The organism is Promicromonospora sp. NPDC023805 (assembly GCF_040639635.1).
GTDB lineage: Bacteria > Actinomycetota > Actinomycetes > Actinomycetales > Cellulomonadaceae > Promicromonospora.
Genome location: NZ_JBFAAH010000020.1, coordinates 45,531 through 58,438, shown reverse-complemented (window position 1 = coordinate 58,438; position 12,908 = coordinate 45,531). Strand labels below are relative to the sequence as shown.

Annotated in this window: 9 protein-coding genes and 1 riboswitch; of the genes, 4 read left to right on the top strand and 5 right to left on the bottom strand. The window is 71.7% G+C overall.

What is annotated here, in order from left to right:
- Positions 1-91: 91 nt before the first annotated feature.
- Positions 92-1,918 (bottom strand): proline--tRNA ligase, encoded by a 1,827-nt coding sequence (locus tag AB0F70_RS19140; RefSeq protein ID WP_357451625.1) that lies wholly within the window; start codon positions 1,916-1,918, stop codon positions 92-94.
- Positions 1,919-2,019: 101 nt separating this feature from the next.
- Between AB0F70_RS19140 and AB0F70_RS19135 the strand changes: the two genes are divergently transcribed.
- On the top strand, positions 2,020-2,958 hold the full coding sequence (locus tag AB0F70_RS19135; RefSeq protein ID WP_357451622.1) for a DNA-formamidopyrimidine glycosylase family protein: 939 nt from the start codon (positions 2,020-2,022) through the stop codon (positions 2,956-2,958).
- A 99-nt stretch (positions 2,959-3,057) separates the two neighbouring features.
- Here AB0F70_RS19135 and AB0F70_RS19130 read toward each other — a convergent pair whose 3' ends face one another.
- The 3 genes from AB0F70_RS19130 to AB0F70_RS19120 all read right to left on the bottom strand — a co-directional run bounded on the left by AB0F70_RS19130 (position 3,058) and on the right by AB0F70_RS19120 (position 6,578).
- On the bottom strand, positions 3,058-4,017 hold the full coding sequence (locus AB0F70_RS19130; RefSeq protein WP_357451619.1) for a GNAT family N-acetyltransferase: 960 nt from the start codon (positions 4,015-4,017) through the stop codon (positions 3,058-3,060).
- A 26-nt stretch (positions 4,018-4,043) separates the two neighbouring features.
- Positions 4,044-5,186, bottom strand: coding sequence for a flavodoxin-dependent (E)-4-hydroxy-3-methylbut-2-enyl-diphosphate synthase (gene ispG, locus AB0F70_RS19125; RefSeq protein WP_357451790.1), 1,143 nt, complete (start codon positions 5,184-5,186; stop codon positions 4,044-4,046).
- A gap of 72 nt (positions 5,187-5,258) precedes the next feature.
- Positions 5,259-6,578, bottom strand: coding sequence for a site-2 protease family protein (locus AB0F70_RS19120; RefSeq protein WP_357451616.1), 1,320 nt, complete (start codon positions 6,576-6,578; stop codon positions 5,259-5,261).
- Positions 6,579-6,715: 137 nt separating this feature from the next.
- Between AB0F70_RS19120 and AB0F70_RS19115 the strand changes: the two genes are divergently transcribed.
- The 3 genes from AB0F70_RS19115 to thiD all read left to right on the top strand — a co-directional run bounded on the left by AB0F70_RS19115 (position 6,716) and on the right by thiD (position 11,627).
- Complete coding sequence (locus AB0F70_RS19115) at positions 6,716-9,022, top strand: hypothetical protein (protein ID WP_357451613.1); 2,307 nt, start codon at positions 6,716-6,718, stop codon at positions 9,020-9,022.
- A 105-nt stretch (positions 9,023-9,127) separates the two neighbouring features.
- A complete protein-coding gene (locus AB0F70_RS19110) occupies positions 9,128-10,537 on the top strand; it encodes an aspartate aminotransferase family protein (RefSeq protein WP_357451610.1) in 1,410 nt (469 codons plus the stop codon).
- A 107-nt stretch (positions 10,538-10,644) separates the two neighbouring features.
- A riboswitch (TPP riboswitch) is annotated at positions 10,645-10,741 on the top strand.
- Positions 10,731-11,627, top strand: coding sequence for a bifunctional hydroxymethylpyrimidine kinase/phosphomethylpyrimidine kinase (gene thiD, locus AB0F70_RS19105; RefSeq protein WP_357451607.1), 897 nt, complete (start codon positions 10,731-10,733; stop codon positions 11,625-11,627). Its footprint overlaps the riboswitch before it by 11 nt.
- 105 nt (positions 11,628-11,732) lie before the next feature.
- Here the strand turns inward: thiD and dxr are convergent, their stop codons facing one another.
- Positions 11,733-12,902 carry a 1-deoxy-D-xylulose-5-phosphate reductoisomerase gene (gene dxr, locus AB0F70_RS19100; RefSeq protein ID WP_357451604.1) on the bottom strand — a complete coding sequence of 390 codons (1,170 nt, stop codon included), beginning with the start codon at positions 12,900-12,902 and terminating at the stop codon, positions 11,733-11,735.
- Positions 12,903-12,908: the final 6 nt, after the last annotated feature.

Here is a 12,908-nt window from a genome sequence, read left to right as displayed (position 1 = left end):
CTCCCGGCGCGACTCCCGCTGGTCCAGCTTGTCGATCCCGCTGGTCGAGCTTGTCGGGACCGGTCTCGACAAGCTCGACCTGCGAGGCCGCTCAGGCGAGCAGGGCCGCTACCTTTTCCGCTACCGCTTCCGCGACGCCGGCCACCGGCAGCTGCTCCGCCTCGCCGACGCGCGGCCGGACCTCGACCAAGCCGTCGGCCAGGCCCTTGCCCACCACGACCACGAGCGGGGCGCCGAGCAGCTCGGCGTCCTTGGACTTCACGCCCATCGAGACCTTCGTGGGCCGGTCGTCGTAGAGCACCTCGACGCCGCGGGCCGCGAGGTCCGTGGCGATGGACTCGGCGGCCTCGTACACCTCGGTGCCCTTGCCGGTCGCGATCAGGTACACGTGCACCGGGGCGACGTGCGCGGGCCACGCCAGACCACGCTCGTCGTGGTTGGCCTCCGCGAGCGCGGCGAGCGCACGCGTGACGCCGACGCCGTACGAGCCCATCGTGACGACTGCCTGCTTGCCGTTCTCGTCGAGCACGACCAGACCCAGCGCCTCGGCGTACTTGCGGCCGAGCTGGAAGATGTGGCCCATCTCGATGCCGCGGGCGAGCTCCAGCGGGCCGGAGCCGTCGGGCGCCGGGTCACCGGCGCGCACCTCGGCGGCCTCGACGGTGCCGTCAGCGGTGAAGTCACGGCCCGCGACGAGGTCGAACACGTGCTTGCCGGGCTCGTTGGCGCCGGTGATCCAGCGGGTGCCGGGCACCACGCGGGGGTCGAGGAGGTAGCGGATGGCGGGGACCTTCTCGCCGTCGGCGCCCTCGATCTGCTCACCCTGGGGGCCGAGCGCCTGCGGGCCGATGTAGCCCTTGACCAGCGCGGGGAACTTCTTGAAGTCCTCCTCGGTGGCGGCCTCGGGCTCGGCGGGGGTCAGCGCGGCCTCGATGCGCTTGAGGTCCACCTCGCGGTCGCCGGGCAGACCGATCACGACGAGCTCGCGGGTCCCGTCGGGCTGGACGAGGGCGAGCACCACGTTCTTCAGGGTGTCGGCGGCGGTCCAGGGCCGGTCGGGGCGCGGGAACTTCTCGTTCGCCACCGCGACGAGGGTCGCGATGGTGGGGGTGTCGGGGGTGTCCTCGACGTGCGCCGCGGGGGCGTCGTCGTAGGGGATCGCCTCGGGGACGGGCGTGACCACTGCCTCCACGTTGGCGGCGTAGCCGCCGGGCGAGCGCACGAAGGTGTCCTCGCCGATCGGCGAGGGGCTCAGGAACTCCTCGGAGCGGGATCCGCCCATGGCGCCCGACATCGCGGAGACGATCACGTACTCCAGGCCGAGGCGCGTGAAGATCTTCTCGTACGCCTCGCGGTGCTTCTGGTAGCTGACGTCCAGGCCCTCGTCCTTGACGTCGAAGGAGTACGAGTCCTTCATGATGAACTCGCGCCCGCGGATCAGGCCGGCGCGGGGGCGCGCCTCGTCGCGGTACTTGGTCTGGATCTGGAACAGCGTGACCGGCAGGTCCTTGTACGACGAGTACAGGTCCTTGACCAGGAGCGCGAACATCTCCTCGTGCGTGGGCGCGAGGAGGTAGTCGCCGCCCTTGCGGTCCTTGAGGCGGAACAGGCCGGCGCCGTACTCCTCCCAGCGGCCGGTGGCCTCGTAGGGCTCCCGCGGCAGCAACGCCGGGAAGTGCACCTCCTGGCCGCCGATGGCGACCATCTCCTCGCGGACTATCGCCTCGATCTTGGCCAGCACACGCAGGCCGAGCGGCAGCCACGAGTAGATGCCCGGGGCGGCGCGGCGGATGTACCCGGCCCGCACGAGGAGCTTGTGGCTGGCGACCTCGGCCTCGGCCGGGTCCTCGCGCAGGGTACGGACGAAGAGGGACGACATGCGGAGCACGTCGCCCTGGATGAGGCGTGCGGAAGACATGGGGCACAGCCTATCCGCGCGGGCCGCTGCGGCTCGCCGGAAATTAGGTACCGCAGCGGACAGGCCTTGCCGACGTCCGGGAAGTCTCGGAGGATTGGCCCATGCCGGAGCTGCCCGAGGTCGCCGCGCTCGCCGAGTTCCTGCGCGCCCGGGCGTCCGGGCGCACGGTCGCCGGGGTGGAGGTCGGCTCGATCGCCGCACTCAAGACGTACGATCCGCCGGTCGACGCGCTCGCCGGGGGCGAGGTGGCGGACGTCGCGCGGCACGGCAAGTGGCTGGACGTCGTGGTCTCGCCCGCCCCCGGCAGCACAGCCGGCAGCACATCGCCCGACGGCGCCCCGCTCCACCTGGTCTTCCACCTCTCGCGAGGCGGGTGGGTGCGCTGGACGGACGTGTTGTCGACCAAGCCGGTCCGGCCGTCGCTCGGCGGTTCCGGCCGTGGCGCGGTCCTCGCGCTGCGTGTGCGGCTCGACGACGGTTCCGGGTTCGACCTCACCGAGGCCGGCACCCGTAAGCGCCTTGCGGTGCACGTGGTCCGCGACCCCGCCGAGATCGAGATGATCGCGTCCCTTGGCGTGGAACCCCTCTCCCCGGAGTTCACCACCGACGTGCTGGCCGCCCTGCTCTCGGCGAAGAACCAGCAGGTCAAGGGGCTGCTCCGGGACCAGCGCGCCATCGCGGGCATCGGCAACGCCTACAGCGACGAGATCCTGCACGCGAGCCGGTTCAGCCCCTACAAGCTGACGGGGTCGTTCACGCCGGAGGAGACCGCCCGGCTGCACACCGCGATCGGTGAGGTGCTCGCGGAGGCGATCGCGGCGGCGTCGGGCAAACCGGCCAAGGAGCTCAAGGACGCCAAGCGCGCCGGGATGCGGGTGCACGGCCGCGCCGGGCTGCCCTGCCCGGGCTGGGACGGGACGCCGTGCGGCGACACGGTGCAGGAGGTCTCGTTCGCCGACCGCAGCATGCAGTACTGCCCGACCTGCCAGACGGGCGGCAAGCCGCTCGCGGACCGCCGGATGTCCAAGCTCCTCCGCTGACGCGCAACGGCCTCCCGCACCCACTTCGAGGTCTAAGCCACTCCCTTCTGAATCGATTCAGAGCGGAGTGGCTTAGACCTCGAAGGAGAGAAGAACAGTTCAGAAGAGCACTGTCGCGAACGTGCCCACCTGCTCGAAGCCCACCCGCCGGTAGGCCGCGACCGCCCGTTCGTTGTAGGCGTTCACGTAGAGCGACACCACCGGCGCGATGGACGCGCGCGTCGCCGCGACGACCGCCGCCATCCCCGACTCGGACCAGCCACGACCGCGGAACGCCGGCTCCACCCAGACGCCCTGGACCTGGGCGACTCCCCCGGCGACCGCACCGAGCTCTGCCTTGAAGCCGACGGCGGGCCGCCCACCGTCGTCGGACACCACACGGACGAACGAGCGCCCCTCCGTGATGAGGGCCCGCACCCGCTCGGCGTAGGCCGACCCGCCCGAGGCGACCGGCGAGTAGCCGACCTCCTCCGTGAACATCCGCACGCACGCGGGCAGCACGAGACCCAGCTCGGCGGGCACCGAGCGGCGGACAGTGGGCTCGGGTGCGAGCGACGGCGCCGTCCCGATGGCCATGGACGGCTGGTCGGCGCGCACGTCGCGGGCCGGGGGCCAGTGGAGCGACAGGTGCTCCCAGAGCCCCAGCGCCGCCCACTGCTCCCCCACTATCGACGACGACCGGCGCCCGTGCACACGCGCCAGCTCGGCGAAGGCGGCGACCGCCTGGGCCCGCCGGGCCGGATCGGCGAACGGGATCACCGGCACCAGGTTGGCGCCGGCCCAGCACACCGCCTCGAGCTTTCCGACGGCGGGGAAACCCCACGCCTGACCCGAGGCGGCGCCGAAACCGGCGCGCGCCGCGATCTCCAGGCGGGCGGTGGCGAGAACCGACGAGACCGGGTCGACCGCGCAGACCCGCAGGGCCTGCGCCAGGTCCCCGCGAGTCAGCGGGCGGGCGACATCAGGCCGGTCACGGTGCGGCAGAATGTCCTGTTCGCCCGGTTGAGCAGGCCCGTCGGGGCGCGCTCCGGCGGGTACCGGGGTGCGCCAGCGAGCCATGCTCCGCTCCGTCCTAGATCAGATTCTCAGCCGACCGAGACGACGGGCGGGCCGGCCTGCACATCATTCTCCGGCGTAGGCATCGCATCCGCGATCCGCATCGCCTCTTCGATGAGTGTCTCGACGATCATCGACTCCGGGACGGTCTTGACGACCTCACCCTTGACGAAGATCTGGCCCTTGCCGTTGCCGGACGCCACACCGAGGTCTGCCTCGCGTGCCTCGCCCGGCCCGTTCACCACACAGCCCATGACGGCGACGCGCAGCGGGACGGTCATCCCCTCGAGGCCGGCAGTGACCTTCTCGGCGAGCGTGTACACGTCCACCTGGGCACGGCCGCAGGACGGGCAGGACACGATCTCGAGCTTGCGGGGACGCAGGTTGAGCGACTGCAGGATCTGGTTGCCGACCTTGACCTCCTCGACCGGCGGGGCCGAGAGGGAGACACGGATCGTGTCGCCGATGCCCTTGCTGAGCAGCGCGCCGAACGCCGTGGCCGACTTGATGGTGCCCTGGAACGCCGGGCCCGCCTCGGTAACACCGAGGTGCAGGGGCCAGTCGCCGCGCTCGGAGAGCAGCTCGTAGGCGCGGACCATGATCACCGGGTCGTTGTGCTTGACCGAGATCTTGAAGTCGTGGAAGTCGTGCTCCTCGAAGAGGCTCGCCTCCCAGACGGCGGACTCGACCAGGGCCTCGGGGGTGGCCTTGCCGTACTTGGCCAGGATGCGCTTGTCGAGCGAGCCCGCGTTGACGCCGATGCGGATCGAGACGTCGGCGGCCTTGGCGGCCTCGGCGATCTGCTTGACCTGGTCGTCGAACTTACGGATGTTGCCCGGGTTGACCCGGACGGCCGCGCAGCCGGCGTCGATCGCCTGGAAGACGTACTTCGGCTGGAAGTGGATGTCCGCGATCACGGGGATCTGGGACTTCTTCGCGATGATCGACAGGACCTCGGCGTCGTCGGAGGTCGGGACGGCGACACGCACGATGTCGCAGCCTGCCGTCGTGAGCTCCGCGATCTGCTGGAGGGTGGCGTTGATGTCGGTGGTGGGCGTGGTGGTCATGGACTGCACGCTCACGGGTGCGTCACCACCCACCTCCACCTTGCCGACCTTGATCTTTCGAGTCTTGCGGCGGGGGGCGAGTACCGGCGGGGGTGCTGCCGGCATGCCGAGGCTGATTGCGCTCACGAGATCAGTATCCCTGCTTCAGAAGGTGCGAAACGTACATCGTGTCTGGCATCACGTGATCCGCACCGGATCCACCAGGTCCGCCACGATGAGGACGCCACCCACCCCGAGCAGGATGAGGAAGACCACATAGGCCACCGGCGTCATGCGCGCGACGTCCGCCGGGCCGGGCAGGACCGCACCGCGCGCCCTGGCGAGGGTCCGCTTGCCGCCCTCGTAGAGGGCGTTGATCAGGTGCCCGCCGTCGAGCGGCAGGAGCGGGATCATGTTGAAGGCGAACAGCGCGATGTTGAGGCTCGCGAGCAGGCTCAGGAAGAACATCACGCGGTCGAGGATCGCCTCGTCCAGCGCCCAGATCTCGCCGCTGATCCGCGCGACGCCGACCACCGACTGGACGGAGTCCTGCGCGCGCTCCTCGGCCGTGAAGGCCTGGGTCGCGGCGTCGGCCACGCGGACCGGGAGGGTGGCGACCATGGTGAGCGTCTGCCAGGTCTGCTCGCCCACCGCGGGCAGGACGCTGGAGAGCGGCTGCGGCTCGCGCACCTGGAGCGGGGAGAAGCCCACGAAACCGCCGGGCTGGACGACTGCCTTGCCGTCGGCCCCGATGACCGCTGCGCCCTGCTCGTCCACCACCGGGCGGTCGGTCCTGGCCGGGGTCACCTCGAGCGTGACCCGCTCGCCGTCGCGCAGGACCGCGACCTGGGACGCCTGCCCGGCGGAGTCGTTGATGAGGCCGACCAGCTGCTGCCAGCTGTGCACCTCGGCGCCGCCGAACGCGACGATCTCGTCGCCCGGCTCCAGGCCGGCCGCGGCGGCCGGTGCGGCGGGCTGCCCCTCGCACTCGTCGCCGGACGCGTCGGAGGTGACCGACGCCGGCACGCACTCCGAGAGCTGGGCGACAGTCGTGGAGGTGACCATCGTGCCGTAGCCGACCAGGATGATCCCGATCAGGACGGTCGCGATCACGAGGTTCACGAACGGCCCGCCGAACATCACTATCAGCTTCTTGGGCGTCGAGAGGTTGTAGAACGCGCGGTGCTCCTCGCCGGGACGTACCTCCGCGACGGACGCGTCGCGGGCGTCGGCGACGAGCTCGCTCCAGAACCCGGTGCCGCGGCGCGCGCCGGCCGGCGCGGGCGGCATCATGCCGACGAGCCGCACGAACCCGCCGAGCGGGATCGCCTTGATGCCGTACTCCGTCTCGCCCTTGGTCCGCGACCAGACGGTAGGCCCGAAGCCCACGAAGTACTGGCTCACGCGGACGCCGAACTTCTTGGCCGGGATCATGTGCCCCAGCTCGTGCAGACCGACAGAGACGATGATGCCGAGCAGCAGGACGAGCCAGCCGACCACGTGCGGAACGATGCTCACGGACCGAGACTACGGCACCTGCTGACGCCCTCGAAAGGCGGTGCACGTCTCCCCCACGACGACCACCTGACGCTCACTTTCTTCAGTTTTCATGGTGATTCGTTGAAACATTGGTTACTGATCATTAACCTAACGACATGTCGGTTTCGTCCATCCCTGAGTTCCGGGAGCTGCACGCGCACGGTCCTGGTTCCCTCACGGAGAGCCTCACGTCGATGTTCCAGACGGAGGCCTGGCACGCCGCGGACGGCGACTCCCGGGTCGCCAGGCAGCTCCGCGAGATCGGCGTCGACGTCAGCGCGATCTGGGCAGCCTCCCGCTGGAACATGGGCGGCGACGGCGAGGCGCCGAACCGCCGCCACCCGCTGCCCGGCGACCCGCGCGGCCCGCAGACCGCCGCCGCGCTGACCGCCGTCGTCGGGCAGCCGCGGGCCGCCGCCCTGCTCGGCGTCTACCTGTGGTCGCAGGCGAGCGACGCCCTGCAGTACACCTTCCGGCACGGACGGATCATCGTCCCGCTGCGCGCCTTCGTCGAGACCTGGGCGACATGCCGCGACAGCGCACCCGACGACGTCTGCCGGGCGGAGGGCGACGCCGTCGCCGTGCTGCTGCGCACCCTCATCACCCAGATGCACACCTCGGCCGCCCGCAGCGCGGGCAGCCTGGCCCGGCTGGCCGACGCCGCCGCGCAGGCCGGCGACCGGTGCGGCGACCTGCTCCGGGCCGCCCGCGCCATCCCGGACCCGAGGTCCCCGTTCCGGCGTGCGCTCGTGCCGCAGGCGGTGACCCGCATCCGGTACTTCCGCGCGCTGGCGGAGGCCGCCGGGGCGGCCGACGACGCGATGTCCGGCAAGCCCGCACGGCTCGCCCCCGCGCTCGAGGGGCTGCGGGCCGCCGAGACCGACCGGCACCTCAACTACATACTGGCCAGCGAGCTGCGCGCCTACCGGATGCACCTGACGGAGCTGCATCGCAACCTCGACTCCCCCTGGCTCACGCTCGACCGGCTGCGGACCGTCTACATCTACCCGTTCGGCCTGCGGGACGTCAGCCCCACCGCCGCCGTGGCGGCGATCCGGGAGCTCGCCGACCGCGACGAACGGCCCGAGCTGCTCGGCGTCCAGGCCTTCGCGGTACGGGGTCGCCTCAAGATGGACGACGTCTGGGCGAGCGTCGACCGGGCCGCCCGCCCGTACGGCGGCGTGTCGCTGTCGATGCCGAACGTGCGCCTGGAACAGCCCGACGGTTCGTTCATCGCCGAGCTGTCCTGCGACGTGCGGTTCACCGAGTTCGGCAACCACTACGTCCGGTTCCGCTACTCGGCGCGCGAGCAGTCGCCGCAGCAGGTCCGGGATGCCCGGTTCCGGCTGTCCAACCTGCACGCCGACATCCGGGTGCGCTGGGTCTCGCCGGACGGCGCGCCCGTCGACGTCGACCACGCGGGCAGCCCACCGCCCGAGCGCCTGTTCGACCTCGCCGACCTGCTCCAGCGCGCCACCACCGACCTGGTCCGCGAGGGCACCGAGATCGCCCAGGGGCGTGCGCACGTGGTCACCACCGTCTACGAGGCGAGCCGCGGCCTGGGACCCGCCGCGCCCCGGGCGGAGCGCACGCCGGTCGACATGGGCGACGAGCTGCTCGCCGCGTTCGGCTCGCAGGTGCTGCTCCAGCCGGTCTCGTACGGCACCGCCACGCTGTGCGACTGGACCCTGCGCCAGCGCAACCCCGTGCTGCTGGAGGGGGTGCGGCACCTGGGCGACGTCGTCGCGGTGGCCACCAACTCGACGACCGTCGCCCTGGTCGGCACCGCACACTTCAAGATCTCCCAGTACGGCTCGCTCGCTGAGTTCGTCGCCAGCCTGAACGGGCTGTTCAGCGCGTGGAACGCCACTCTTGCCGACCACCTGCGGATCGTCGCGACGATGCTCGCCGACCACGACGTCAACAACGGCGCCGACCTCGCCGAGCGCAAGGAACGGCTCACCCGCGAACAGCTGCGCCTGCACGAGTTCGCCTCGGAGGTGCGGGCCACGCTGACCACCATCACCTCGCCCACGTTCCTCGCCTCCGCCCTGGAGTCCAGGATGCTGAACCAGCTGCTGCAGGCGGCACACTTCGAGCAGCAGGCTGCGGTGGTCACCGAGCGGCTCCGCGAGCTGCTCCAGGAGCCGATCGCCGCGCGGCTCGCGGCCCTCGAACGCCTGCACGGCGACCGGGAGCGGGCCGCCGAGGCCAAACGCGAGCGCGGGCGCCGTCGGCTGATGGACGGCACACTGTCCGCCATCACCGTGTTCGCCGGTGTCTACGCCCTGATCGGGACCGTCCAGGTCGCGCTGGACGCCGACCTGATCGGCCCGCTGCAGGCGGTCACGGCCACCGCGCTGGTCACCATCGGCGCACTGGTGACGGGCGTGGCGGTATTCAACTGGACGAGGGGGCGCTGACGCACTCCGGCATGCCAGACAGAGCGCTCGGGTAGCCTGCCCGTCTGACGCGTTATGGCCTGCTGGCCAGTCGGCCGCGACGCCACTCCACGACAGGGGAGAACGATGACCGAAGTCCCCGCGCCCACCTCGAGCGCACCGAACATCACGCCGCGCGGAACGGTGCGGGACGACGCCGCCCGTCGTCACCTCTGGGGGCACTTCACGCGGCAGTCCGCGTGGGACTCCGGTGTACCCACGCTGGTCCGCGGCGAGGGCCACCACGTATGGGACGCGCAGGGCCGCAAGTACATCGACGGGCTGTCGGGACTGTTCGTGGTCCAGGCCGGGCACGGCCGCCGGACGCTCGCCGAGGCCGCGGCCAAGCAGGCGGGCGAGCTCGCCTACTTCCCGCTGTGGTCCTACGCGCATCCCCCGGCGATCGACCTGGCCGAGCGCCTCGCCCATCACGCCCCGGGCGACCTGAACCGCGTGTTCTTCACGACGGGCGGCTCGGAGGCGGTGGAGACGGCGTTCAAGCTGGCCAAGCAGTACTGGAAGCTGCAGGGCAAGCCCGGCAAGCACAAGGTGATCTCCCGGTCCGTCGCCTACCACGGCACCACCCACGGTGCGCTGTCGGTGACGGGTCTGCCGGGCCTCAAGGAGCCGTTCGAGCCCCTGGTCCCGGGCGCGCACAAGGTGCCCAACACCAATATCTACCGAGCGGCCGAGGGACTGCGCGACGATCCGAAGGCGTTCGGCCGGTGGGCCGCCGACCAGATCGAGACGCTCATCGAGATGGAGGGGCCCGGCTCGGTGGCCGCCGTCTTCCTGGAGCCCGTGCAGAACGCCGGCGGCTGCTTCCCGCCGCCGCCCGGATACTTCGAGCGGGTGCGCGAGATCTGCGACAAGTACGACGTCCTGCTGGTCTCGGACGAGGTCATCTGCGCGTTCGGCCGCATCGGATCGATCTTCGCGTGCGACGACTTCGGCTACGTGCCGGACATGATCACCTGCGCCAAGGGCATGTCGTCGGGCTACTCCCCGATCGGCGCGTGCCTGGTCTCCGACCGCGTGTTCGAGCCGTTCGCCACCGGGTCCACGAGCTTCGGCCACGGATATACGTTCGGCGGGCACCCGGTCTCGGCCGCGGTCGCCATGGCCAACCTCGACCTCTTCGAGGCGGAGGACCTGACCGGGCGGGTCAAGCGGAACGCTCGGGCGTTCCGGACCACCCTGGAGCGGCTGCACGACCTACCGATCGTGGGCGATGTGCGCGGCGCCGGGTACTTCTACGCGATCGAGCTGGTCAAGGACAAGGACACCCGGGAGACCTTCGCCGGCGACGAGGCCGACCGCCTGCTGCGCGAGTACGTCACTCCGGCCCTCCTCGAGGCAGGCCTGTACTGCCGCGCCGACAACCGCGGCGACCCGGTGGTGCAGCTCGCGCCGCCGCTGACCGTCGGGCAGACCGAGTTCGACGAGATCGAGGAGATCCTGCGGGGCGTGCTGAGCGAGGCCTGGTCCAAGCTGTGACCTGGTCGGGCGGCCGCGCGCTGCTCCGCCGGCCGACGGCGCATGATCGACCTGCTCGTGGACGGACCGCAGCACAGGGCCGGACGGACCGCTGGGTAGGGTGGGGCCGAAATGGCGCGGGGCGCCGGGCACCAGCCCGGCTGAGACGTACCCGTGGAACCTGATCTAGGTAGTGCTAGCGAAGGGACGCCTCATGGGCTCACTCCTGCCCGACGACGCCGTCGTCCGGACCCGGCCGCCCGGACACCCCGCCGTGGCGCTGACGATCGCCGGCTCGGATCCCTCCGGCGGCGCGGGGATCCAGGCCGACCTGAAGACGTTCGCCGCGCTCGGCGGCTACGGCTGCGCGGTACTCACCGGGCTGACCGCCCAGTCCACGACCGGCGTGACCAGAGTGCTGCCCGTGCCAGCCGACATGGTGACCGCGCAGCTCGAGACCCTGTTCGCCGACGTAGCGGTGGACGCCGTGAAGATCGGCATGACGACGGACGCCGCCGTCGCCCGGGCCGTCGCGGCGGCGCTGCGGCACCTGCGGGGCGCCGGGCGCGCGCCCTACGTGGTGCTCGACCCGGTGATGGTCTCGACGTCGGGCCACCGCCTGCTCGCGCCCGACGCCGAGGCCGTGCTGCGCGACGAGCTGCTGCCGCTGGCCGACCTGGTCACGCCGAACCTGCCGGAGGCAGCCGTGCTGCTCGGCGCCGAACAGGCCCGGGACGACGGTGAGGCGGCCGACCAGGCGCGTGCGCTGCTCAAGCTCGGGGCACGGTTCGCCCTGGTCAAGGGCGGGCACCTGGTATCGGCGGAGTCGGTAGACCACCTCGCGGGTCCGGACGGCGTCGTCGCCCTGACCGCCCAGCGGATTCCCACGCGGAACACCCACGGGACGGGCTGCACGCTCAGCTCGGCGTGCGCCGTCCTGCGCCCCCGGCACGACGGGTGGGAGCCCGCCGTACGCATGGCGAAGGACTACCTGACGGAAGCCCTGCGCGCCGCGGACGACCTGCTCATCGGCGGCACCGGCACGACGCCCGGCCCCTGGCACGGCCACGGCCCGGTCGACCACAGCTTCGCCACCCGCACCCTCGGCTGATGGGTCGGTCGATCCACCCCTTCGAGGTCTAGGTTGCTCCGCTCTGAATCGTCTCAGAGCGGAGCAACTTAGGCCTCGAAGGAGAGGGACCGGGAGACGGCAGCGTCAGGCCGACTTGAGGAGCTCCGCCGCCCGGGCGCGGGCCCAGGCGTCGGCCTCCAGGACGCCCTCGACCGAAGCCGCGTCGCCGGCGTCCGTCGTCGCGTGCGCCTCCACCACCGCGGCCACCGTGTCGACGATGTCGAGGAAGCCGATGGCGCCGTCGTGGAACGCGTCGACGCACACCTCGTTCGCCGCGTTGTAGACCGCCGGGTGCGTGCCGCCGGCCTCGCCGACCTGCCGGGCCAGGCGGACGGCGGGGAAGGCGTCGTCGTCCAGGGGGGCGAACTCCCAGGTGGACGCCTGCGTCCAGTCGATGGGCACATCGACGTCGGGCAGGCGGTCGGGCCAGGACAGGCCCAGTGCGATCGGCACGAGCATCCGCGGCGGACCGGCCTGGGCGATGGTGGAGCCGTCGGCGAACTCGACCATCGAGTGGATCATCTGCTGCGGGTGCACCACGACGTCGATCGCGCTGAACGGCAGGTCGAACAGCAGGTGCGCCTCGATCACCTCGAGGCCCTTGTTCACCAGGGTCGCGGAGTTCGTGGTGACCACGCGCCCCATCGAGAAGTTGGGGTGCCGCAAGGCCTGCGCGGGGGTCACGTCGCGCAGCTCGGCGCGCGTGCGACCGCGGAACGGCCCGCCGCTCGCGGTCACGACGAGCTTGCGCACCTCCGACGCCGCGCCCGAGCGCAGCGACTGCGCGATGGCGGAGTGCTCGGAGTCCACCGGCACGATCTGACCTTCGCGCCGTACGGCGGCCTTGACCAGCGCGCCCCCGACGACCAGCGACTCCTTGTTCGCGAGCGCCAGCGTCGAGCCGGCGGCGAGCGCGGCGAGGGTGGGGCGCAGGCCCACGGATCCGGTGATGCCGTTGAGCACGACGTCGCTCCCCCGGCCGGCCAGCTCGGTCGCGGCGCCCGGTCCGGCGAGCACCTCGACGCCGTCGGCACCGGCCTCCGCGAGGAGGGTGGTCAGCGCGGCGCGTGCGGCGTCGTCGGCCACCGCGACGGCGCGCACGCCGAGCGACGCGGCCTGCCGGGCGAGGAGCGGCAGGTCGGAACCGCCGGCGGACAGCGCGTCCACGCGGAATCGCTCGGGGTTGCGCCCGATGACGTCGATGGCCTGCGTGCCGATGGAACCGGTGGAGCCGAGGAGGGTGACGCTTCGCATAGGCCC